Origin of the sequence: Arthrobacter sp. MSA 4-2, assembly GCF_016405885.1 — a bacterium.
Taxonomy (GTDB): domain Bacteria; phylum Actinomycetota; class Actinomycetes; order Actinomycetales; family Micrococcaceae; genus Arthrobacter_D.
The window spans coordinates 209387-229262 of record NZ_JAEKGC010000004.1; the positions used below are offsets into that span (position 1 = coordinate 209387).

At 71.3% G+C, this 19876-nt stretch carries 26 protein-coding genes; 8 read left to right on the forward strand and 18 right to left on the reverse strand.

Annotated features, from left to right (window positions below):
- Positions 1 to 3 precede the first annotated feature (3 nt).
- From I6N91_RS06240 to flgB, 13 genes are all read right to left on the reverse strand, one after another.
- Positions 4 to 351 (reverse strand): flagellar FlbD family protein, encoded by a 348-nt coding sequence (locus I6N91_RS06240; RefSeq protein ID WP_198811632.1) that lies wholly within the window; start codon positions 349 to 351, stop codon positions 4 to 6.
- A gap of 394 nt (positions 352 to 745) precedes the next feature.
- Positions 746 to 1918: a flagellar hook protein FlgE gene (locus I6N91_RS06245; RefSeq protein WP_198811634.1), complete on the reverse strand. Its 1173-nt coding sequence runs from the start codon at positions 1916 to 1918 to the stop codon at positions 746 to 748.
- 41 nt (positions 1919 to 1959) lie between these two features.
- On the reverse strand, positions 1960 to 2373 hold the full coding sequence (locus I6N91_RS06250; RefSeq protein ID WP_198811636.1) for a flagellar hook assembly protein FlgD: 414 nt from the start codon (positions 2371 to 2373) through the stop codon (positions 1960 to 1962).
- A 14-nt stretch (positions 2374 to 2387) separates the two neighbouring features.
- Positions 2388 to 4103 carry a flagellar hook-length control protein FliK gene (locus I6N91_RS17355; protein WP_198811638.1) on the reverse strand — a complete coding sequence of 572 codons (1716 nt, stop codon included), beginning with the start codon at positions 4101 to 4103 and terminating at the stop codon, positions 2388 to 2390.
- The gene (locus I6N91_RS06260) at positions 4100 to 4786 is read right to left on the reverse strand and encodes a C40 family peptidase (protein ID WP_198811640.1); all 687 of its coding nucleotides are present in this window, start codon (positions 4784 to 4786) and stop codon (positions 4100 to 4102) included. The genes I6N91_RS17355 and I6N91_RS06260 overlap by 4 nt, the downstream gene beginning before the upstream one ends.
- Complete coding sequence (locus I6N91_RS06265; RefSeq protein ID WP_198811642.1) at positions 4783 to 5214, reverse strand: hypothetical protein; 432 nt, start codon at positions 5212 to 5214, stop codon at positions 4783 to 4785. The genes I6N91_RS06260 and I6N91_RS06265 overlap by 4 nt, the downstream gene beginning before the upstream one ends.
- A complete protein-coding gene (locus I6N91_RS06270) occupies positions 5211 to 6545 on the reverse strand; it encodes a FliI/YscN family ATPase (RefSeq protein ID WP_198811644.1) in 1335 nt (444 codons plus the stop codon). The genes I6N91_RS06265 and I6N91_RS06270 overlap by 4 nt, the downstream gene beginning before the upstream one ends.
- Positions 6542 to 7150, reverse strand: a complete 609-nt coding sequence (locus I6N91_RS06275; RefSeq protein ID WP_198811646.1) for a FliH/SctL family protein — start codon at positions 7148 to 7150, stop codon at positions 6542 to 6544. The genes I6N91_RS06270 and I6N91_RS06275 overlap by 4 nt, the downstream gene beginning before the upstream one ends.
- Entirely contained in the window at positions 7140 to 8159 is a 1020-nt protein-coding gene (gene fliG / locus I6N91_RS06280) for a flagellar motor switch protein FliG (protein WP_120164896.1), read from the reverse strand. The genes I6N91_RS06275 and fliG overlap by 11 nt, the downstream gene beginning before the upstream one ends.
- Complete coding sequence (gene fliF / locus I6N91_RS06285; RefSeq protein ID WP_198811648.1) at positions 8156 to 9769, reverse strand: flagellar basal-body MS-ring/collar protein FliF; 1614 nt, start codon at positions 9767 to 9769, stop codon at positions 8156 to 8158. The genes fliG and fliF overlap by 4 nt, the downstream gene beginning before the upstream one ends.
- Complete coding sequence (gene fliE, locus I6N91_RS06290; RefSeq protein ID WP_198811650.1) at positions 9769 to 10074, reverse strand: flagellar hook-basal body complex protein FliE; 306 nt, start codon at positions 10072 to 10074, stop codon at positions 9769 to 9771. Before fliE ends, fliF begins: the two co-directional genes overlap by 1 nt.
- The gene (locus tag I6N91_RS06295) at positions 10074 to 10466 is read right to left on the reverse strand and encodes a flagellar basal body rod protein FlgC (RefSeq protein WP_198811652.1); all 393 of its coding nucleotides are present in this window, start codon (positions 10464 to 10466) and stop codon (positions 10074 to 10076) included. Before I6N91_RS06295 ends, fliE begins: the two co-directional genes overlap by 1 nt.
- Positions 10466 to 10807 (reverse strand): flagellar basal body rod protein FlgB, encoded by a 342-nt coding sequence (flgB, locus tag I6N91_RS06300; protein WP_159617569.1) that lies wholly within the window; start codon positions 10805 to 10807, stop codon positions 10466 to 10468. The genes I6N91_RS06295 and flgB overlap by 1 nt, the downstream gene beginning before the upstream one ends.
- 203 nt (positions 10808 to 11010) lie before the next feature.
- Here flgB and I6N91_RS06305 point away from each other — a divergent pair, with 203 nt between their 5' ends.
- Complete coding sequence (locus I6N91_RS06305) at positions 11011 to 11319, forward strand: MmcQ/YjbR family DNA-binding protein (RefSeq protein WP_198811654.1); 309 nt, start codon at positions 11011 to 11013, stop codon at positions 11317 to 11319.
- Between the two features lie 86 nt (positions 11320 to 11405).
- Here the strand turns inward: I6N91_RS06305 and I6N91_RS06310 are convergent, their stop codons facing one another.
- From I6N91_RS06310 to I6N91_RS06325, 4 genes are all read right to left on the reverse strand, one after another.
- Complete coding sequence (locus tag I6N91_RS06310; protein ID WP_198811656.1) at positions 11406 to 11744, reverse strand: hypothetical protein; 339 nt, start codon at positions 11742 to 11744, stop codon at positions 11406 to 11408.
- Positions 11734 to 12162: a flagellar export chaperone FliS gene (gene fliS / locus I6N91_RS06315; protein ID WP_133404159.1), complete on the reverse strand. Its 429-nt coding sequence runs from the start codon at positions 12160 to 12162 to the stop codon at positions 11734 to 11736. Before fliS ends, I6N91_RS06310 begins: the two co-directional genes overlap by 11 nt.
- 2 nt (positions 12163 to 12164) lie before the next feature.
- On the reverse strand, positions 12165 to 13493 hold the full coding sequence (gene fliD, locus I6N91_RS06320; RefSeq protein ID WP_198811658.1) for a flagellar filament capping protein FliD: 1329 nt from the start codon (positions 13491 to 13493) through the stop codon (positions 12165 to 12167).
- A gap of 124 nt (positions 13494 to 13617) precedes the next feature.
- Positions 13618 to 14481: a flagellin gene (locus I6N91_RS06325; protein ID WP_198811660.1), complete on the reverse strand. Its 864-nt coding sequence runs from the start codon at positions 14479 to 14481 to the stop codon at positions 13618 to 13620.
- A gap of 241 nt (positions 14482 to 14722) precedes the next feature.
- Here I6N91_RS06325 and I6N91_RS06330 point away from each other — a divergent pair, with 241 nt between their 5' ends.
- From I6N91_RS06330 to I6N91_RS06345, 4 genes are read left to right on the forward strand one after another with little or no spacing between them, the layout of a single operon-like run.
- Positions 14723 to 15205 (forward strand): flagellar protein FlgN, encoded by a 483-nt coding sequence (locus tag I6N91_RS06330; RefSeq protein WP_198811662.1) that lies wholly within the window; start codon positions 14723 to 14725, stop codon positions 15203 to 15205.
- Between the two features lie 10 nt (positions 15206 to 15215).
- Complete coding sequence (flgK, locus tag I6N91_RS06335) at positions 15216 to 16643, forward strand: flagellar hook-associated protein FlgK (protein WP_198811664.1); 1428 nt, start codon at positions 15216 to 15218, stop codon at positions 16641 to 16643.
- A gap of 4 nt (positions 16644 to 16647) precedes the next feature.
- Positions 16648 to 17532, forward strand: coding sequence for a flagellar hook-associated protein FlgL (flgL, locus tag I6N91_RS06340; RefSeq protein ID WP_198811666.1), 885 nt, complete (start codon positions 16648 to 16650; stop codon positions 17530 to 17532).
- On the forward strand, positions 17529 to 17903 hold the full coding sequence (locus I6N91_RS06345; RefSeq protein WP_133404027.1) for a flagellar assembly protein FliW: 375 nt from the start codon (positions 17529 to 17531) through the stop codon (positions 17901 to 17903). Before flgL ends, I6N91_RS06345 begins: the two co-directional genes overlap by 4 nt.
- A 48-nt stretch (positions 17904 to 17951) precedes the next feature.
- On the opposite strand, the gene I6N91_RS06350 is transcribed toward I6N91_RS06345, so the two are convergent.
- Positions 17952 to 18452, reverse strand: coding sequence for a hypothetical protein (locus I6N91_RS06350; protein ID WP_198811668.1), 501 nt, complete (start codon positions 18450 to 18452; stop codon positions 17952 to 17954).
- Positions 18453 to 18565: 113 nt separating this feature from the next.
- Here I6N91_RS06350 and I6N91_RS06355 point away from each other — a divergent pair, with 113 nt between their 5' ends.
- The 3 genes from I6N91_RS06355 to crcB are packed head-to-tail and all read left to right on the forward strand — an operon-like array spanning position 18566 to position 19859.
- Positions 18566 to 19018: a VOC family protein gene (locus tag I6N91_RS06355; RefSeq protein WP_198811670.1), complete on the forward strand. Its 453-nt coding sequence runs from the start codon at positions 18566 to 18568 to the stop codon at positions 19016 to 19018.
- A gap of 56 nt (positions 19019 to 19074) precedes the next feature.
- Positions 19075 to 19491 carry a CrcB family protein gene (locus I6N91_RS06360; RefSeq protein ID WP_307843262.1) on the forward strand — a complete coding sequence of 139 codons (417 nt, stop codon included), beginning with the start codon at positions 19075 to 19077 and terminating at the stop codon, positions 19489 to 19491.
- Positions 19488 to 19859 (forward strand): fluoride efflux transporter CrcB, encoded by a 372-nt coding sequence (crcB, locus tag I6N91_RS06365; RefSeq protein ID WP_198811672.1) that lies wholly within the window; start codon positions 19488 to 19490, stop codon positions 19857 to 19859. The genes I6N91_RS06360 and crcB overlap by 4 nt, the downstream gene beginning before the upstream one ends.
- Positions 19860 to 19876 lie beyond the last annotated feature (17 nt).

Sequence of the window (19876 nt, forward strand, 5' to 3'; positions counted from 1 at the left end):
GCGCTACTTTCTGGGGCGCTGGCCGGCGGGACCGGGCAGGACGTCGTGCGGGTGGACAATGCTCAGGTGCGTCGGTTCCCGCCCGCTCTCGGCGCGGGCCTCCGTGCCGGTTCCCGGCCCGGTGAAGCTTCCCCCGGCGTCGCCGGCGTCGGCCAGGCGGTGGGCGTAGGTGAGGACCCGGGCGCGGAATTCGACGACGAGCGTGATCACCTCATCGAGGGACTCGGTGACGATGTGCCGCATCCCGTTGACCATGACGAGCGTGGTGTCGGGGCTGGCATGGATGCGCTCCACGAGATCGGGGTTGATGCCGAACCGGTCGGTGCCGTTCAGCCGGGTCAGGACAATCATGGGTTCCGTTTCCGCGCGTTCTCGTGTCGGCGGCCCGGACGGGCTGCTCCTTTGTAACAGTCGGCAGCCGGGGTGGTTTCGTAAGGTGCAGGGGCCCTGGCCAGGCCGGACGGCGGCCGTCGCCTCCACGGGTAGCCTCCACGGGTCGCCTCCACGGGTCGGCCCTGCGGGAGCCCACCCGCCGATTTGGCACCTAACCACGCTTTCCCGGCCCCGAAGGGTGGTTGTCTGCAGTCTCGGCGGGACATGGCGGGGTGGAGCCTTTGGCGTGCGCCCCGCCCTCCGCCGAAACTGCAGCTCACCACGCATACGCGTCCCCGAAGCGTGGTTACCTGCAGTCTCGGCGGGAAGCCGGCGGCGCCGCCGGGAAGGATCCCGACGGCGGGTGCGGGGACTACCGCTTGAGGTTCGTCAGCTCCTGGAGGACCTCGTCGGAGGTGGTGATGACGCGCGCGTTCGACTGGAAACCGCGCTGGGCCACGATGAGGTTCGTGAACTCCTGCGACAGGTCCACATTGGACATCTCCAGGAAGCCGCTGGCGATGGTGCCGAATCCGGGCGAGCCGGCGGTGCCGAGCGTCGGGTTGCCGGAGTTGGCGGTGGCCCGGAAGGTGGAACCGCCGGCCTTCTCCAGCCCGCCGGGGTTGGTGAAGGTGGCCAGGGCGATCTGGCCGATGACGATCCGGCTGCCGTTGCTGAACGCCCCGGTGATGCTTCCGTCCTTGCCCAGGGCGAAGGACTCGAGGGTGCCAGCGGCGCGGCCGTCCTGCGCCGAGACCTTGACCGTGCTCAGGCCCGCGAAGCCGGTCACGCCGGTGAGGTCGACGTCGACGCCGCCAACCGTCAGCGCACCGCCTCCGGTGAGCTTGCCGTCCGTGAAGGTGAGGGCGGTGGTGCCCGTGGCGGCGCCGTCGGCGCCGTTGACGTTCCATCCGCCGGCGGTGCGGGTGAAGGTCAGGGACAGGGTGCGTACATTGCCCGAGGCGTCGTAGACCTTCACGTCGCGCACCAGGGAGGACCCGACGGCGGATTCGGCCGGCAGGTTGCCGTCGATGGTCGCGCTGCTGGTCGCCACGGCCGGGGCGGTGTTCTGGCCCAGCACGATGTTGCTGACGGCTCCGCCCTTCTGCACGACGCCGTTGACGGCGGGCCAGCCCTGGAGGAAGGCTCCGTCGGGGGTGACCAGGCGCCCGCGCTCGTCGAAGTCGGCGTCGAAGGAGCCGGCCCGGCTGTAGACCTGCTGGCCGCCGGAGTTCAGGACGAAGAAGCCGTCGCCGGAGATCATCAGGTCCGTTGCCTTGCCGGTGGCCTGGGCGGAGCCCTGGGCGAAGTTGGTCGAGATCCCGGCGACCTGCACGCCCAGGCCGATTTGGGCGGGGTTGGTGCCGCCACGGTTGTCGTCACCGCCGCCGGCCGCCTGCTGCAGCTGCGAGAGGGTGTCCTGGAACTGCACGGAGGAGGCCTTGAAGCCGTTGGTGTTGACGTTCGCGATGTTGTTGCCGGTGACATCGAGCATCGTCTGGTGGGAACGCATGCCGGAGATGCCGGAGAAGAGTGAGCGGAGCATGGTGCTTCCTTCCGAAAGGGGTGGAGTGCGGGTGGATGGTGCTAGGAGACGATGCCGGAGATCTGGTCCAGGGGGACCGTCGCGTCACCGACCTTGACGCGGGGAACGGCGCCTTCGAAGGACACCGAGGACGCGATGCCGGTGACCTCCGTGCCGTCCTCCTTGGCATAGCTGACCTTCTTGCCGATGAGCGCGGCCGCGGCCGCTCTCATCTGCAGGCCGAAGGCCTCCTCGCCCTGGGCGGAGAGTTCGGTGAGCCGCTCCATCATGGCCAGCTGCGTGGTCTGGCCGATCATGGCGTTGGTGTCCATGGGGGAGCCGGGGTCCTGGTGCTGCAGCTGCGTGACGAGCAGGGTCATGAAGACCTTGCTGTCCATCTGCTGCTGCGGCACGCGGGACGGCGCCGTGGCGTACATCCCGCCCGGGGCCGGCGCTGTTACTGGGTCGATCGGCACGAGTTCTCCATTTCTCAGGCCATCACGTTCAGTGAAGGCGCGTCGTCGGAAAGGCGGGGGCGGCGGTCGGGCTGTGGGGTGTCGTCGTCCCGGCCTGCAGGGGACCGGCCCGGGTGCTGCTGGGAGGGACCGCGCCGCGAGCCCTCCGCGCCCGGTTCGCCGGGCTGGTTGCGGGAGGACAGGTCGAGGCTGGCGTTGAGGCCGGAGCCGGCCAGGTCCCGCTTGAGCTCGGCGAGCACCGCCTTCAGGGCGTCCCTGCCTCCATCGGTGGGAGCGAAGAGCTCGACCCGGACGCTGCTGTCCGCACCGATCATTGCGCGGACCGTCACCGGGCCGAGGTCCTCGGGGGTGACCTTCAGCACCAGAACGTGCTCGCCCGGGGCCTTGCCCGCCAGGGCCGTCACCGGCCGGGACAGCTGGGCGGCGAGGGCGGCCGGCGGCGGGGCGGGAGCAGCAGTGGTCCCGGCACCCGGCACTGGAGATACCGTCGGCGCCTGGAGGCCGCCGGCGCCAGGTTGGAGTCCCGGGACCGGCCCCTGCAGGTGCGGCGGGGGTCCCGCCGGGGCGGCCGGAGCCTGGCCGGCGGGCGCGGGGGCGCCGGGGGCCGGTGCAGCAGATGCGGACGCGCCGGTGGCGGTACCTGCGGTGTCGGCCTCCGCGGGGCCGGGGTGGAACGCCGCACCGGCGGAGGCCGGCGCAGCGGGATCGGAAGGCATGGCGGCGCCGGCCGCAGCCACGGGCTGCGGGCCTGCGGCCGGCACCGGCCCGGGGGCACCGGACGGCTGAGCGGCAGGTGCACCGGAAGCGGTGCCCGCTCCTGACGCGGCGGCAGGGGATGCCGTGGCGGGTGCCTGCCCGGCCAGCACCGGTGGCGGTGCTGCAGACGTCGGGACCCCGGGCCCTGCGCCCGCTCCAGCACCGGCGGGTGCGGAGGTAACTGCCCCGGCCGGGCCGGATGGAGTTCCTGCTGAGGCCGCCGTCCCGGCACCGGGCAGGACCTCCATGGGCGCCCCGCGGTGGGCGGAGGGCACGGTGTCCCCTCCGGTCGTCCCCGCGGTGGGCGGGCCGTCCGTGCCGGGTGCCTGGGTGCCGGCTGAAGACAGAACTGTGTCGGTGCCGGTGGTTCCGGTGGCCGTGGTCCCTTCCGGAGCGGAACCGCCAGAGGATACGAGACCCGGGGCGCCGAGCCCGACGCCGCCGGGAACCGGGTCGGCAGCTACCGTGCCGGCGGTTTCGGCTGCCGCGGCGGTGTCCTGTGCCGTGTGCCCGGAGGTGCCGTCGGTGGGTTCGGCCGCGCCGGCAGGTGCACCGGTCTGTGCGGTGCCATCGACCGTGCCGGACGCCTGCGGGCCCGCACCGGGTCCGCCCACAACTGCCTCACCCGACGTTGTGCCGGTTGGGCCGGTGCGGGGATCGGCAGGTGCGGGGAAGTCGGCCGGGCGGCGCGCTCCGGCAGGATCCGGACGTCCGGATCTGCGGTCGCCCGCGGCGCGGTCGGTGGCACTGCGGTCGGCTTGGGCATTGCGGTCGTCCGAGGGATGGGCGGCCCCGGCACTGCGGTCGGACGCGGACCCCGGACGCCCGGCAGGGCGGGCCAGCGCCTCGCCGAGGGCCGAGGCGAAGGCCCCGGCCTCGCCGGCATCCGATCCGCTGCGCGGCCGGGCCGCGGGGGCCGACGCGGGTGCGGACGCCCCGGCCGTCCCGCGCAGGCCCAGCGCCGAGCCGCTCATCGTGCGGCTCCCGCGGCGGCCGCGCCGAAGGAGGAGCCGGCGGGAAGGATGCGCCGGATGGCCGTGACGTTCCCGTCGTTCTCCCACGCGTCCCGGATCTGGATGGTCGAGCCGGGCTGGGGGGCGTCGACGGCCTTGCCGTTGCCCAGGTAGATCGACACGTGCCCGGTGTTGAAGGTGAACAGCAGGTCCCCGGGGCGGGCCTCGGCCATCGAGGCCACGGGCGTGCCCTGGTTGACCTGGTCCCAGGTGGTGCGGGGCAGCTCGTAGCCGAGGTCCCGGAAGACGTGCTGGACGAAGCTTGAGCAGTCGAGCCCGGCCGCCGGGTCGTTGCCGCCCCAGATGTAGGGCAGGCCGAGGTATTTCCGGGCCGCGGCCTCCACCGAGGACGCCGACCCGCCGCCTGCGCCTCCCGCGGCCGGAGCGGCCGGAGCGGCCGGACCGGCGAGGCCGGGCACGCCGGGGACCGCGGACGCATCGGTGCCACCGGCGGTTACCCCGGCGTTCGACAGCGCCTCCGCGAACACTGACGCGTTGGCCGCCGCCTCCGCGGCCGCCGCGGGGGAGACCTGCCCGGTGCGGCCCGGGGCCTCGGCGGAGGCCGGGGCTCCCATTGAGGAATTGAGGGTACCGAGGGTGCCCTGGATCTGCTGGATCCGCTCAAGGGCGGCGGCCATGCTCATCGCCCGGCCCCCCGCGCCGCATGCCGGGCCGACGAGGTGAGTTCATCGAGGAACAGCTGCTCGGCGCGCAGATCGGCCGCGGCCTCGCGCACCGTGTGCTTCGCCTCGAGTTTTTCCAGCCCGATCGAGCGTGCCCGGGCAGTGGAAAACGCGGCCTGTGCCTGCTCGGCCGATTCCCGGCGGGTGCGTTCGAGCGTCTCAAGATCCGCGAGCAGGGTGCGCGCCGCGGCCCGGGATGCGGCGATCGCCGCGAGGGTCTCGGGGCTCGTGGGCTCCGACCCGGTGGTCTCGAGGTCCGTGCGTGCCTTCGCCTGCCGGTCGGCGGTTTCGGCGACCCGTGCGTTCGCCGCGGCGAGGTCGCCGGCGGCTTCATCCTGTTCGAGCTGGCGCAGGCGGAGCAGCCCGGCGAGCCGGAAGGTCTGAGTCATTGGATACCTCCGAGGGATTGGGCGAGGAGGGCGAGTCGGTTCCAGGCATCCGCCGTCGGCGTCTGGTCGTCCATGCCCTGCTGAAGGAAGGCGTTGATCTGGTTTTCGTTGGCCAGGGCCGCGTCGACGAGCGGGTTGGAGCCGCTGCGGTAGGCGCCGACGTCGATCAGGTCCTGGGCCTGGCGCCGGGCGGCGAGGACCTTCCGCAGGGTCAGGGCGAGGCTGCTGTATTCCTTCGGGTTGACCTTCGAGGCGACGCGGGAGATCGACCCGAGGACGTCGATCGAGGGGAAGTGCCCGGCCACGGCCAGCCGGCGGTCGAGGACGAGGTGGCCGTCGAGGATGGAGCGTGCGGCGTCGGCGATGGGTTCGTTGTGGTCGTCGCCGTCCACCAGCACCGTGTACATGCCGGTGACCGAGCCCGAGGTGTCAGTGCCGGCGCGTTCGAGCAGCCGGGAGAGCACGGAGAAGGTGGACGGCGGATACCCGCGGGTGGCGGGAGGCTCCCCGACGGACAGGCCGATCTCGCGCTGGGCCATGGCCACCCGGGTGAGAGAATCCATCAGCAGCACGACGTCGGCCCCGCGGTCGCGGAAGGATTCGGCGATGCGGGTTGCCGTGAACGCCGCCCGCAGGCGCATCAGCGCGGGTTCGTCCGAGGTCGCGACGACGACGATGGAGCGGGCCAGGCCCTCGGCGCCCAGGTCGTCCTCAAGGAATTCGCGCACCTCCCGGCCGCGCTCGCCGACGAGCGCGATCACCGAGACCTCGGCGTCGGTGCCGCGGGCGATCATCGACAGCAGCGAGGACTTGCCGACGCCGGAGCCGGCGAACAGGCCCATCCGCTGGCCCTTGCCGATGGTGGTCAGGGTGTCGACCGCGCGCACGCCGGTGGCGAGGACGTCGGTGATCCGGGCCCGTCCCATGGCGCTTGGGGATTCCTTGTCGAGTGCCACGAAGCCGTCGGCGTCCACCGGGCCGCGGCCGTCGATGGGCCGGCCCAGCCCGTCGAGCACCCGGCCGAAGAGCCCGGCGCCGGTGGGCACGAGGACGGCCGCCGTGGCGGCGCGCACGGGCAGGCCGGTGCCGAGGCCGCTGACCGGGGCGAGCGGCATGCAGCGCAGCCGGGGCCCCTCGGCGGCGACGACCTCGGTGATGACCTCCCGGCCGCCGTCGCCGACGGTCAGCAGGTCCCCGACGGCGCCGGCCAGCCCGGACACCTCGAGGCCGAGCCCGACGACGGAGGTGACGGTGCCGACCTGTTCGGGGGCGCCCACGCGCACTGCGGTGGCGAAGCGTCCGGCGTGTGGCCGCCACGCCGTCGTACTCATGCGGCACCGCCGGCGAGGGCGGCGCGGACCCGGGCGACCGCGGTGCCGATGCGCGCGTCGAGGAACCCCTCGGGGTATTCGGCCACGGCGTCCCCCGCGGCCAGGGCGGGGTCGGCGACCAGCTGCACCTCCGGCGGGCATACCCCGGCCGCGGTCAGCCGCGCCAGGTCGGACGGGTGAAGCCGCACGGTGTGGACGGCGAAGGGCAGGGGTGCGTTCAGCGCCCGGGCCACGATTGACCGGGTGGAGTTCCCGCCGTCGGCCAGTTCGTAGCCGATCACCGCCTCGGCCAGCTCGAACGCCGCAGCGGTGAGGGCGTCCTCGACGGAGTGGATCACCGGGACGGAGGCGGCGGTGAGGGCGGAGGCCGCCGAGCGCAGCACCGCGAGGGCCGCGTCGATGCGCGCGGCCGTCGAGCGGGCCGCAGCGAGCCGTTCCTCCTCGGCCTGCTCCGCTGCCGCGGCGGCATGGACCGCCGCCTCCCGGAGGCCGGCGGCGTAGCCTGCGGCGTGGCCGCGGACGCGGCTTTCGGCCTCGAGGCGTTCGCGCTCGGGATCGCGCAGCGAAGGGTAGGCGAGAGGGGAGAACGCCGGCTCAGTAGACAAGGTCGTCCTCCTCGCCGCGGCGCACGGTGATGGAGCCCTCTGCCTCGAGGGCGCGGATGGCGCGCACGATGTCGGCGCGGGCCTCCTCGACCTGGGAGGCGCGCACCGGCCCGGTGGCGTTCATCTCGGCCTGGAGCATTTCCTTGTTGCGCTCGGACACGTTCTTCTGGATGGTCTCGACGACGGCGGCGGGGGCCCCGCGCATCGCCACGGCGAGCAGCGCCGGATCGATGCCGCGCAGGATGGCCTGGATGTCGCGGCGTTCGAGCTTGACGATGTCGGCGAAGGTGAGCATCCGGGAGCGCACCTCCTCGGCCAGTTCCGGGTCGCGCTCCTCGAGCTCCTGGAGCAGGGCCTTCTCGATGGCGACGTCGGAGCGGTTGATGATGTCCACAAGGGGCTGGATGCCGCCGACGGCCTCAAAGGTCTTCCGCGGCGCGAGGATCGCACCGGCCCGGAGCTTGAGGATGTCGGCGACGATCGTGAGCGCCTCGGGGGACGCCGCGCCCATGGTGGCGAGGCACTGGGCGACGTCGGCGCGCTGGGACTCGCCCAGGCCCGCCAGGACCGCCGACGCTGTGTCGGGCCGGAGGTGGGCGAGCACGAGGGCGATGGTCTGGGGGAGTTCGCCGTCGAGGATGCCCAGCAGCTGGCCGGGTTCGGCGTTGGCGAGGAACTCGAAGGACTTCCCGGCCATGGTGGAGGCCATCCGGGTCATCAGCCCGGCGGCCTTCTCCTGCCCGAAGGACGCCTGGAGCAGGCCGGCGGCGAAGTCCCGCCCGCCCCGGGCGGGGCGCTTGCCCTGGACCGTCACCTCGTGGAAGTCGATGATGACCTTCTCGGCGGTGTCGGGGTTCACCGAGCGCAGCTTCACGATCTCCGAGGCGACGTCCTCGGCCTCGGCTTCCGTGAAGTGCTGCATCACCTGCACCGCCCGCTCCTGGGACATCTGCATCAGGATGACGGCGGCCTTCTGGATGCCGGTGAGGTCGATATCCGTTTCGCTCATACCGGGACCTTTTCGTCCATCAGGTCACGCAGGTAGTCGGCCGTCTTCTTCGGGTCGCGGGCGGCGAGGGATTCGATCTCGTTGCGGGCCAGTTCGGCCGCGGCCGGTTCGGCCGGCGCGACCGGGGCCGGGGCCGACGGCAGCACCACGCCGATCGACGACGTCGTGGGCGCCGGCTCGATCGGGGTGACGGCCGGCAGGTCAAGCTCGAACGGCGCCGCGAGCGGCCGCTCGCCCAGGTCGATCAGCTCACGGCGCTGGCGGCGGTTCCGCACGGCGAAGACGATCACGAGGACGAGCACCAGCAGCACGGCGCCGATGGCGTAGAACCCGGTGCGCAGCAGCTCGGCGTTCCGGGCGTCCGCCTCGGCGGCCTTGGCCTCGGCCAGGGCGGCGGCGGCCTCGTCGGCTCCTGCGGTGTTGAACGGCAGGACCTCGACAGCGACGGCGTCCCCGCGCTCTTCGTCGATGCCGGCGGCTGTGTTCACCAGCCCGGTCAGTGCGGCAAGGTCGAGGCCGCGGGCGGCCTCGGCGTCAAGGGCCACCGAGACGGTCTGCCGGTTGAGGGAGCCTGCGGGGATCGCGGTTGTCTCGGTCGTCTTGTTGAGCGCGTTGTTGCGGGTGCTGGTTTCGGAGTCGAAGGTGCCGTCGCCGTTGCCGCCGTCGGGCACGGCGATATTGTCAGGGCCCAGCACACCGGCTCCGCCGCCGCCGGTTCCGGTGTAGGTCTCGGTGGTCGTGGACTCGTTGAGCGCCGGGGCGTCCTCGGGGGTGGTGAAGGTTTCCTCGAGCCGCTCCCCGGACTCGTTGTTCATGTCCGCGGCGACGGCGACCGTCGCGTTGCCCGGGCCGACCACCCGGTCGAGCATCGCTTGGACGGCGCCGGAGACGCGCTGTTCGTAGTTGGAGGCCTGCTTGTCGGAGGAGCCGGTGGCGCCGACGCCCACGGCAGACAGGACGGTGCCGCGCGAGTCAATGACGGCCACGTTCTTGGCCTGCATCCCCTCGAGGGAGGCCGAGGTCAGGTGGACGATGGCCTGCACCTGGTCGTCGCTGAGTTCGGCGGCGCTGCGGGTCTCGACGAACACCGAGGCGGTGGGGTCGGCCTTCTCCTTGGTGAACACCGTGGCCTCGGGAATGGCCAGCTGCACGGAGGCGGTCTTGACGCCCTCCATCCCCTCGATGGTGGCGGCGAGTTCCCCTTCGAGGGCCCGCTTGTAGGTGACGGACTGCTGAAACTCGGAGGAGGTCACGCCCATGTCGTCGAGCAGCGAGTAGCCGCCGGTAGATTCGGAAGGGAGCCCCGCGGAGGCGGCCTTCAGCCGCTGGTCGTACACGTTCGCCTCGGGCACGAGGATGGTGGAGCCGCCGCTGGTGATTTCGTAGGGCACCCCGTCGGTGCGCAGCTGCTCCACGATGATGCTTGCGTCCTCAGCCTGGAGCCCCGAGAACAGGGGGGTGTAGGCGGGCTTGGTGAGCCAGGAGGTGAGCAGGACGGAGCCGAGGACGAGGACGGCGACGCCGAGCAGGGCCAGGGTCTTCTGGGCCAGGGAGAATTCCTTCATAGTCCCGGCCACGCGCGACATCGAGGCCGGCAGGAGGGAGGCCATCAGGCCTGCATCCGCATGATCTCGTTGAACGCGTCGACGCCCTTGTTGCGGACGGCGGCGACGAGCTCAAGGGACACCGCGGCCCGCGTGGAGGCGATGGTGGCGTCGTGGATGTCGTCGAGGTTCCCGCTGGCGGCCTTCAGCGACAGGGTGTCGGATGCGCCCGAGAGTGCCTGCACGTTGTCTACGGCCGCGGTGAGGACCGAGGCGAAGGCCGACCCGTCGGTGGAGGGGGCCGGGGCGGTGGCGGGCACATAGCCCGTGGCGGTGACCGCCTGGACGGGGGTCAGCGGTGCGGGGGCCATCAGGACCTTCCAATCTGCAGTGCGGCTTCGTAGGTGGTTTTGGCGCGGTCGACGACGGCGGCGTTGGCCTCGTAGCCGCGCTGGGCCATGATGAGCATCGACATCTGTTCGCCCATGTCGATGTCGGGGTAGCGGACGTAGCCGTCCTCGTCGGCCAGGGGGTGGTCGGGTTCGTGGACCATCCGCCCCTCGGCGTCGCCAAACTCCGCCCCGCGGACGTACACCCCGCCGACGCCGGCGCCCTCCTGCGCGACGATGTAGCGGGCCTGGAAGGCGGCGCCGTCGGTACTGGTGGCCGTGTTGATGTTGGCGAGGTTGTCCGAAACGGCGTCGAGCCACTTGCGGTGCACGGTGAGGGAGGTTCCGGCGATGCCGATCGCGTCGAAGGTCATCAGTGGGTCCTCATTGCCGTGCGGACATTGTTGAAGGTCCCTTCGACGGCGCGTGCCGCGAACTGGTAGCGCAGCACCGTGTCGATGTTCGAGAGGGTTTCGGTATCGAGGTTCACGTTGTTCCCGTTCAGCTTCGTCGGCTCCAGCGACCGCTGCATCTCGCTCTGGGCCGCGCCGCTGCCGGCGCGGACGGAGGCGGTCAGGGCCTCTTCGAACTTGACGCGGCGGGCGGTGTAGCCGGGGGTGTTCACGTTGGCGATGTTGCTGGCGATGGCCTTTTGGCGCAGCGCCAGCCCGTCGAGCGCACTGTGAAGTCCCAGGGAGGTGATGGATTCGAACACGGCGGCCTGCCTTGAGGTGGAGGTGCAGACCGGTCGGCGGCCTGGGAGTATGAGCAACGGCTGCTCACCAATACCTATCGGCGTCCGCTGCGGATCGGTAAGGAAACTTCGCGAAAGAATCCGGGTTCCGCCCGGGCACGACGCAGCTGCACCCGGAACCCTGACGCTGGACGGCGCCCCCGGTCCCTGACACCCTTGGAAACGTGGCAACCGAGGACGACGTGCGGCGCAAGTGCCTTTCTCTGCCGGGAGTCACCGAACGGTCGAGCTGGAACCAGCCGGCCTGGTTCGCGCGCACCCTGATCGCCCGGATGTGGGCCGAGGGCGTGCTGACGGTGAAGACGCAGGAACGCGATGCGCTGCTCGCGGCCGATCCGGACACGTACTACATCACGCCGCATCACCGGCGTTCGCCTGAACTGGTCCTGGTCCGCCTCGCCCGCGTTGACGTCCGCGAACTGGAGGAGCTGCTCGAGGAGTCCTACCGGATCGGAGGAGGCAGGCCCTCCTGATCAGCGGCCGGCGCCAGGCGGGCCGGCCTCCGCCGTCCCCTGGCCGGACCGCTCCCGGCGTGTTGCGGATGCGGGTCGTCGAGGGCTCAGCCCGTGACGTCGAGGCTTCCCGTCCTGGCCAGATTGGCCGAGGCCGACTCCACGGCCCCGAGGTGACGGGACACGGTGGCCCGGGCCTGACCCAGTGCGGACAGGGCAGCCAGCTGGGCCTCGTTCACGTGGCGGGCATGCTCGCGGAGGTCAGCCGGAATCGGGCCCAGGTCCTGCGGTGGTTCCCAGGCTGCGATGGCGGGAGCGGGAAGCTGTGGGTCGGACGCGGCACGCTGGGCCTCGAAGACGACGTCCTCGAGCTGGGCCAGCGCCGCGGTCCAGCCTGCTCGCCCCAGGGCGCCGGCCCCCTCGGCCCCCGCAGCGTCAGGCCACACCGAGGCTCCCGGCGGATCGGGCCGGATCCCACGAGTTCTGGGCCGGCAGGGATGCCGATGCCTCGTGCCAGGCCTCGCGCAGCGGCTCAAGCAGGGCGATGCACTCCCGGGTGGCCTTGATGTCGCGGTGCATGTTGGCCGCCATCAAGGCGTTCGACACGTAGGTGTAGAGCCCGAAGAGGTTCTCCGCTCCGTCCCACGCGTCCTTCTTCAGGGACGAGGACAGCTCGGCGATGATCTCCTGCGCATGGAGCAGCTGCGCCGACGCGGCCTGCCAGTTCTCGGCCGCCTGAGCCTGTTCGGCACGGGCAAGATCGAGCAGGAGCCGGTCGTAGAGCATAGTGAGCAGCCGTGCCGGTGTCGCGGAGAGGACCGATTCCCGCAGGTACTTCCGGCGCTGGTCGGTGGAGGTGTTCATCATCATTTCTTTCCGTCACTTCCCTGGGTCGGCAGCGTGGCGAGCTGTGCGGTGAGCCAGCTGGACTGCGCGTTCATTGCCTGCATCGCCACTTCAAGCGCCGCGTAGGTGCTCTTCAGGCGTGCCTCGCGCGAGGCGAGCCGGATGTCCCAGTTCGCCACCTGGTCGTTGAGTTCCCGGACCTGGCCCTCGCCGCTGGTGATCTTCGAGGCGATCACGCCGCCGTACTTGTCCGACGCGGTCTTCCCCGCCGCTTCGAGGCGCGAGCCGATGGTGCGCACGGCTGCGTCCACCGCCGCGGGGTCCTTCGCCAGGGCGGCCTTGAACTTGGCGGCGTCGAACTCCATGGTGCCGTTCTTGGTGATGCTGATGCCGTATTCGGACGGCGAAACACCGCCGATGGGGGCCGACGCCGCCGTGAGCAGGCTCTGACCGATGCTCCGGACCGCACTGTCGGTGGTGAACACGCCGAGGGTGGTGACCGGCTTGCCGTTTGCGTCGGGCGCGGTCGAGGTCTTCTGCTTGCTGGAGATGTAGGCGAGCACGTCGTTGAGGCCCTTGACCAGGGCTTCGGCCTTGGCCGCGATGCCGTCGGCGTCCTGGGCGACGCTGATGGTGACGGGCGTGGCCGAGACCGCCGCGACGGTGACGGAGAGGCCGGTCTGCAGGTTCGCGAAGGTGTTGGTGCCCGAGGTGACCGGCTGTTCCGCGGCCGTTCCCTTCCACAGGGTGATCTGCGCGTCCTGGGCGGACTGGATCTGGGTGAAGGTTCCCGCGGTCCCGGAGAGGGTGAAGGCGCCGGCCGCGCCGGTGGCCTTGGAGGTCAGCTGGAGCCGGTAGTTGCCGTCACCGGTGGAGATCTTGGTGGCGGTGACGTTGGCGGTTGAGGCGTTGACGGCCTTGACGACGTCGTCGAGGCTCGTCGATGCGGCGGTGACGGTGACGGCGGTGCCGTTGGCGCCGGTGATGGTCAGGGAAGTGTCGGGCCACTGGGTGAGGGGGGCCGAGACCGAGCTCTGCTTGGTGGCGAGCCGGTCGATCGTGAAGTCCACCGAACCTGCGGCGGCGCCGGTGCCTGCGGCGGCCGTCGCCGCGGTCGAGGAGGACGTGGCGGTGAACAGGGAAAGGGCCCCCGGCTTGGCCGCGCCGGCCGAGAGCGCGGAGAGGTCCGCGACCCGGGTGTTGAGCGCCTTCAGGGCGTCGACGGTGGCCTGGGTGCGCACCGATTTGTTGTAGAGGATGTTCTGCGGGATGCGTTCGATGTCCATCATGGCCTTGATGAGCGCCGTCGTATCCAGCCCGCTGGCCAGCCCGTCCAGTGAAAGTCCCACGAGTGTTCTCCTCCGAAGCGTCGATCTGGGGATTGGGGGTAAACGGGAACCGCCGGCGGCGGCACAGGCGGGCTGGGATGCCCCGCCCGGCTGCCACCGGCGGCTCCGTTATGAAGCAGTCGGTTTAGCCGAGGAGCTTCAGGACGCTCTGGGTGGACTGGTTCGCCTGGGCGAGCATCGAAACGCCGGCCTGGGAGAGGATGTTGGCCTTGGTGAACTTGACCATCTCCTCCGCCATGTCGGTGTCGCGGATGCGGGATTCGGCGGCGGCCAGGTTCTCCTTGGAGACCGCGAGGGACTTGCCCGCGGACTCGAGGCGGTTCTGGGAAGCACCCAGTTCCGAACGCTGTGCCGAGACGGCGGCGATCGCAACGTCCAGTGCGGCGACCGTGGTCGTCGCGCCGGCGGAGGTGGCGACGACGAAGCCGGTTGCTCCGGTGACGCTGGAGAAGACCGCGCCGCCGCCGTTGATGCTGGCGTTGGCATCGCCGAGGTTCACCGAGATGGTGTTGTCGGCAGCGCCGTCGGCGCCAACCTGCAGGCTGATGACACCGGCGGTTCCCGCGGTGCCGTCGAGGAGCTTGATGCCGTTGAAGTTGGTGGACGAGGTGATGCGGGCAAGTTCCTCACCGAGGGCATCGGCTTCGGTCTTGATCGCGGTGCGCGACTGGGCGTTGTTCGAGTCGTTGCCGCCCTGGACAGCCAGGTCGCGCATACGGTGCAGGATCGAGTGGACCTCGGTCAGTGCGCCTTCAGCGGTCTGGATGACGGAGATGCCGTCCTGGGCGTTGCGCTGGGCAACTCCGAGGCCCGAGACCTGCGAGCGCAGGCCCTCGGAGATGGACAGGCCGGCAGCGTCGTCGGCAGCACGGTTGATGCGGAGGCCGCTGGAGAGCTTCTCCAGGGACTTGCTCAGGTCGTTCTGCGTGTTGGACAGGGCGCGGAAAGCGTTGTTCGCCGCGGTGTTGGTATTGATCTGCATACCCATGATCTATTCCTCCATGAATTGTTGTGTAGCGTCGGGCCCATCCTTGGGCCTTACGCAGAGGACAATCGGCGGCTCCGGAGGCGGCGTTAGCAGAATGCGAAAAGTTTTTTTCGAAGCCCCCAATCCGGCCCCGACGGCGGCGGCGCACCTTACATCGGCCGGCATCCGGCCGATGGTTTCCTACGTAAGGTGCGGCAGCAGGAAGCGACCGCTGAGCCAATCTAGGAGAGTCTTAGGCACTATGGGAATCCAGGAGCTATCAGCCCAGCTCTGGCACGAGCGTGAACTGCTTGAACTTCTGATGTTCAAGCTTGAGGAGGAGCAGCTCCTGCTCACGGCCGGGAAGACGCGCTGGCTGCAGCATGCAACCCGCGAGGTCGAGGGCGCCGTCGCCCTGCTGCGGGCCAGCGGCCTGGCCCGCGACGTCGAGGTGCTTAACGTCGCCGCCGAGTGGGGTGCCGGGGAGAACGCCACGCTGCGCGAACTGGTGCAGCACGCGCCCGAAGGCCCCTGGGCGGACATCCTCTCACGGCACCTGCAGGTGATGACGGAGCAGACCGAGCGAATTAAGGAGCTCCGGGACGCCAACGCCCAGTTCCTCCGCGCCGCAGCCCGGTCCACCCAGGAGGCCCTTGCCGGACACCGTGCGGAGGCCGGCACCTACGATGCCCGCGGCATGACCGCCGGCGTCGACACATCACGGCTGATCGACACGAGGGTATGAGGGAGGCGTCATGGGCAGCACATTCGGAGCACTGAACACCGCGCTGAGCGGACTGAACGCCGCACGCCAGGGCTCGGCCGTGACCGGCCAGAACATCGCCAACGCCGCCACCGAGGGGTACACCCGCCAGCGGGTCACCACCTCGCCCATGGGTCCGCCCGCGCGCGTCGGGCTCTTCTCCTCGGGCGTGGCGCCGGGCCAGGGCGTGCAGGTCGACGGCATCCGCCGCCTGGGTGACATCTTCCTCGACGCCAGGGTCCGGGCGACCGCGGCCGACGCCGGGTTCGCCGGGGCGCGGGTCAAGGCCCTCGACGGGCTCGAGGGGATCCTGCAGGAGCCCGGCAAGAACGGCACCTCCGCGGCGCTGCAGAAGTTCTGGACGTCGTGGCAGGACGTGGCCAACAACGCCGGGGCGCCGGCGCCCTCCGGGGTCCTGCTCGAGGAGGCCGGCGCCCTCGCGGCCAAGCTCGCCCACGGGTACACCCAGATCGAGGCGCAGTTTTCGACGGACCGGCGCCAGCTGGACCTGCTCACCTCCGAGGTCAACGCCGCCGCCGTCCAGGTGGCCGAACTCAACGCCGGCATCCGCTCCGCCCTGAACGCCGGCGCCTCCGCGAACGAGCTGATCGACAAGCGCAACCTGCTCACCGCGGACATCGCCTCCCTCGTCGGCGGCACCGTCCGCCCCCTCGGCGACGGCACGGTCGAGGTGCTCGTGGGCGGGAACGTGCTCGTTTCGGGTGATTCGGCCAATGCCCTGCAGGTCAGCGGAGGCTACCGGCTCGAGGACGCCGCCGCCTCACCGGTCCGGCTGGAGTGGGCCCACCGGCCCGGCAGCGCCGTTCCGCTCGACGGCGGCAGGATCGGCGGGATGGTTTCGACGCTCGCCCCGGCCAACGGCAAGGCGGCCGGCGGCGACCTCGCCGAGGCCGCCGCCGCGTACGACGCCTTCGCGGTGCGCCTCGCCGAATCGGTCAATGCCGTGCACCGTGGGGGAGAGACGGCCGACGGCCGCACCGGCCTCGACTTCTTCCGGTTCGATCCGGCGCTGCCGGCGGCCAAGGGCCTGCGGGTCGCGGCGGCCTCCGCCGCGGACCTCGCCACGGGCCGGCCCGGCGCCGGCGGGAAGGACGGCTCGAACGCGGACGCCATCTCCCAGATCCGCCATGCCGTCGACTCCCCGGACCGGCTGTGGAGCGGCTTCGTCACAACGCTGGCGGTCACGGCGCGCGCCGACAACCAGCGCGAGGATCTCGCCGGGGTGGCCGCCGCGTCGGCGCTCGGCCTTCAGCTGTCCCAGTCCTCGGTCGACATCGATGAGGAGAGCGTCAGCCTGCTCACTTACCAGCACGCCTACCAGGCGTCCTCCCGGGTGATGACGGCCATCGACGAGATGCTCGACGTCCTCATCAACCGCACCGGATTAGTAGGAAGGTAACCCAATGCTCAGCCGCGTCACCAACACCACCATGACGAACACCGCCCAGCGCAACCTGCAGACCAGCATGCTGCGCCGGGCCGAGGCCCAGGAACACGCAATGACCCTGAAGCGGATCAGCAGGCCCTCCCAGGACCCCATGGCCGCGGCGGATTCGCTCCGGGTCAAGGCGGACCAGCAGTCGGCCGCCCAATACACCCGGAACATCGACAACGGCAAGGGCTGGCTGACGGCCCTTGACTCCGCCCTGTCCAACACCAGCAAGCTGATGACGCGGGTGCGCGAGCTGACCATCCAGGGCGGCAACGAGACCCTGTCCCCGGCCGCGCGCAACGCGATCGCCGTCGAAGTCGAGGGGCTGAAGCGGGACCTGCTCGGGCAGGCCAACACCCGGTTCCTCGGGCGCAGCGTCTTCGCGGGCAACTCCGATGCGGAGGCCGCGTTCACCGGCACCCCGCCGGTCTTCACCGGAGCTCCCGGCAGCACCGTCGAGCGCCGGGTGGGTGAGGGGCAGACCATCCGGGTCGACGCCGACGGCGCCGCCGTGTTCGGCAACGGTCCCGGCTCGGTCTTCGACCTGCTCGACGGGATCGCCGCGGACCTCCGCGCCGGCATCAGCACCTCGGCCCGCCTCGGCGCCGTCGACGCCCAGTTCAATCGAGTGTCGGCCGGCCAGGCCGAGATCGGGGCGCGGCATTCGCGCCTGCTGAACGCCGAGGACACCAACAAGGTCCAGGTGGCGGCGCTCGAGGAGCAGCGCGCGGGCATCGAGGACCTCGACCTGGCGGAGATGCTCACCAACCTCAAGATCCAGGACCTGAGTTACCAGGGCGCCCTAAGCGTCACCTCGAAGGTGCTCTCGCCGACCCTCCTGGACTTCCTTCGATGAGCGCTGCCGTAAGCTTCACCGCTCCTCCGCCGGGCTTCGAACCCCACGTCGAGTTCACCCTCGCCGCCATCGACGGCGCCGACGGGCTGTACTCGCTGACCGCCGCCGCCGACCGCGGGCTGCGGGTCTTCGTCGTGGATCCGGCGATCTACCTGCCGGAGTACCTTCCCCGGTTCTCGGCCGAACTGCTCGAGGCGATCGGCCTCGGGTCCGCGCAGGACCCCCAGGTGCTCGTGGTGGCCCGCCCCGGTGGGGAGGCCACGACCGTCAACCTCCTGGCACCGGTGCTGCTCAACCCCGAGACGGGGCAGGGCTCCCAGGTGATCCTCAGCGACCAGCACTGGCCGGTCCAGGCCGAACTGCGCGCCTGACGTCCCGCGGCGGGAGGGCCTCCGCCGGGGCCTGCCGCCCGGAGGCCCTCAGGGGCGGAACACGATCCGCACCCGCGGATCGGCGGCCGGGCCGCTGATGAACGCGTCGACGGGAATCGGATCGAGGATCTCGCGGAAGCCCTCGGCGTCGGCCTCGGGGGCGAGCGCCCCCGCCGCGGGCTCCGGGCGGCGCACCGTGCCGGGCCGGGCTGGGCCGGAGCGGGGCGTGCTGCCGAAGGTGGCGACGCCCACCGGTTGGGAGATCAGCGCGGGGATGTTGGCGGTGAAGCGGTCGAGGACGTAGCTTCCGGTCCGGCTCTCTCCGGTGCCCGGGTCGGTGTACTCGACCCGGACCGGCACGCGGATGTTGTTCCGGTCGCGGTCGAAGTGGGTCTGCGGGCGCACCGCGACCACCCGGCCCGACGCGCGGGTCCCTTTCCGCCGCGGAGCCGCCTGCTGCTGCGGGCCGGACCGGCGCAGCAGCAGGGCCGTCCCTCCGGTGAGCAGGGCGAGGCCGACGGCGGCGGTGAGGGGAATCCAGATTTCCACCCGGCCATCCTAAACCGGCTCCGCGGCCGCTCTGCCCATTCCACATTGCGGGGCGGCGGCGCCGGCTGCACACTGTAAGGGTCCTGAAGCACACCAGAGATGGGGAGCAGCACATGGCCAGCAAAGTCTTCATCAACCTTCCGGTCAGCGATGTGGAGAGGTCCAAGGCCTTCTACACCTCCCTGGGCTGGACCCTGAACCCGGCCTTCAGCGACGAGAATTCCGGATCTCTCGAGGTCAGCGACAGCATCTACGTGATGATCCTCAGCCACGAGCACTTCCGGCAGTTCACCGACAAGCAGATCGCCGACACCTCGGCGACGTCGGCAGCGATCAACGCCCTCAGCGTCGACGACCCCGAGGAGGTCGACGCCTTCCTCGACCGGGCCCTGGCCGCCGGCGCCGCCGAGGGTAAACCGCAGGACTACGGCTTCATGCGCTCGCGGAGCTTCAGCGACCCGGACGGCCATGCGTGGGAGGTCTTCTGGATGGACCCGATCGCCTCCTCGGGCGACTGGGACGCCGTGCAGGAGAAGTACCCGCAGGCCCCTCCGGTCCCGTCCTGAGACCCGCCCGCCAGGCCGGCCGCCCGGCGCACCGCCGGCCGGACCTGCTGCTGCTAGTGGTGCTTGGAGGTTCGCTGGGCACCCTCGCCCGCTACGGCCTCGACCTCCTTCTTCCCGCGCCCGGAGGGCTTCCCCTCGCCACCTTCCTCATCAACGTCTCGGGGGCGTTCCTGCTCGGCTGGCTGCTTGAGCGCCTCGCCGCGGCCGGTCCCGACACCGGCCGGCTCCGGGCGGCGCGGCTGACCGCCGGCACCGGGTTCCTGGGCGGCTTCACCACCTACAGCGCGCTCACCGTCGAGGCCGTGCTCCTGCTCGACGCCGGGCGGACGGCGCCGGCCCTGCTCTACCTCGCCGCGACGCTCCTGCTCGGCGCCGCGGCGGCCGCCTGCGGCGCCGCAGCGGGTGCGTCGGCCCGACGGCGCCCGGCCGCCGTGCGGATACCGCCGGACCCGCGGGCAGGGGGTGTTCCGTGACCGGTACCGTGTTCGCGCTCGCCGCCGCCGGAGGCCTCGGCGCAGGCGCCCGGTTCCTCCTCGACGGGATGATCTCCTCCCGGATGCGCTCCGGGTTTCCCCTCGGCACCGTACTGATCAACATCTCCGGATCGTTCCTGCTGGGGCTGCTCGCCGGGTTTGCCGCGTCCGCCGCCCTCGAGCGGTCCGTGGTCCTCGTCGTCGGCACGGGGTTCCTCGGGGGCTACACGACCTTCAGCACCGCGAGCGTCGATACCGTCCGTCTCCTGAAGGCCGGCCGGCGGGGGCTGGCCCTGCTCGCGGGCCTCGGAACCCTGGCCGGCGCCCTGGGCGCGGCCGCCGCCGGTTTCGCGCTCGCCGCGGCCTGACCATTACCGGGCGGCCG

Bases quoted from the DNA above. Each gene is read 5' to 3' on its own strand.
- I6N91_RS06345 (WP_133404027.1), top strand. From the start codon at position 17,529: ATGAGCGCTGCCGTAAGCTTCACCGCTCCTCCGCCGGGCTTCGAACCC.
- fliF (WP_198811648.1), bottom strand. From the start codon at position 9,769: ATGGCCTCCCTCCTGCCGGCCTCGATGTCGCGCGTGGCCGGGACTATG.
- flgK (WP_198811664.1), top strand. From the start codon at position 15,216: ATGGGCAGCACATTCGGAGCACTGAACACCGCGCTGAGCGGACTGAAC.
- I6N91_RS06295 (WP_198811652.1), bottom strand. From the start codon at position 10,466: ATGACCTTCGACGCGATCGGCATCGCCGGAACCTCCCTCACCGTGCAC.
- I6N91_RS06330 (WP_198811662.1), top strand. From the start codon at position 14,723: ATGGGAATCCAGGAGCTATCAGCCCAGCTCTGGCACGAGCGTGAACTG.
- I6N91_RS06355 (WP_198811670.1), top strand. From the start codon at position 18,566: ATGGCCAGCAAAGTCTTCATCAACCTTCCGGTCAGCGATGTGGAGAGG.
- fliG (WP_120164896.1), bottom strand. From the start codon at position 8,159: ATGAGCGAAACGGATATCGACCTCACCGGCATCCAGAAGGCCGCCGTC.
- I6N91_RS06265 (WP_198811642.1), bottom strand. From the start codon at position 5,214: ATGACTCAGACCTTCCGGCTCGCCGGGCTGCTCCGCCTGCGCCAGCTC.
- I6N91_RS06245 (WP_198811634.1), bottom strand. From the start codon at position 1,918: ATGCTCCGCTCACTCTTCTCCGGCATCTCCGGCATGCGTTCCCACCAG.
- I6N91_RS06270 (WP_198811644.1), bottom strand. From the start codon at position 6,545: ATGAGTACGACGGCGTGGCGGCCACACGCCGGACGCTTCGCCACCGCA.
- fliE (WP_198811650.1), bottom strand. From the start codon at position 10,074: ATGGCCCCCGCACCGCTGACCCCCGTCCAGGCGGTCACCGCCACGGGC.
- I6N91_RS06260 (WP_198811640.1), bottom strand. From the start codon at position 4,786: ATGAGCATGGCCGCCGCCCTTGAGCGGATCCAGCAGATCCAGGGCACC.
- I6N91_RS06325 (WP_198811660.1), bottom strand. From the start codon at position 14,481: ATGGGTATGCAGATCAATACCAACACCGCGGCGAACAACGCTTTCCGC.
- flgL (WP_198811666.1), top strand. From the start codon at position 16,648: ATGCTCAGCCGCGTCACCAACACCACCATGACGAACACCGCCCAGCGC.
- I6N91_RS17355 (WP_198811638.1), bottom strand. From the start codon at position 4,103: ATGAGCGGCTCGGCGCTGGGCCTGCGCGGGACGGCCGGGGCGTCCGCA.
- fliS (WP_133404159.1), bottom strand. From the start codon at position 12,162: ATGAACACCTCCACCGACCAGCGCCGGAAGTACCTGCGGGAATCGGTC.
- I6N91_RS06240 (WP_198811632.1), bottom strand. From the start codon at position 351: ATGATTGTCCTGACCCGGCTGAACGGCACCGACCGGTTCGGCATCAAC.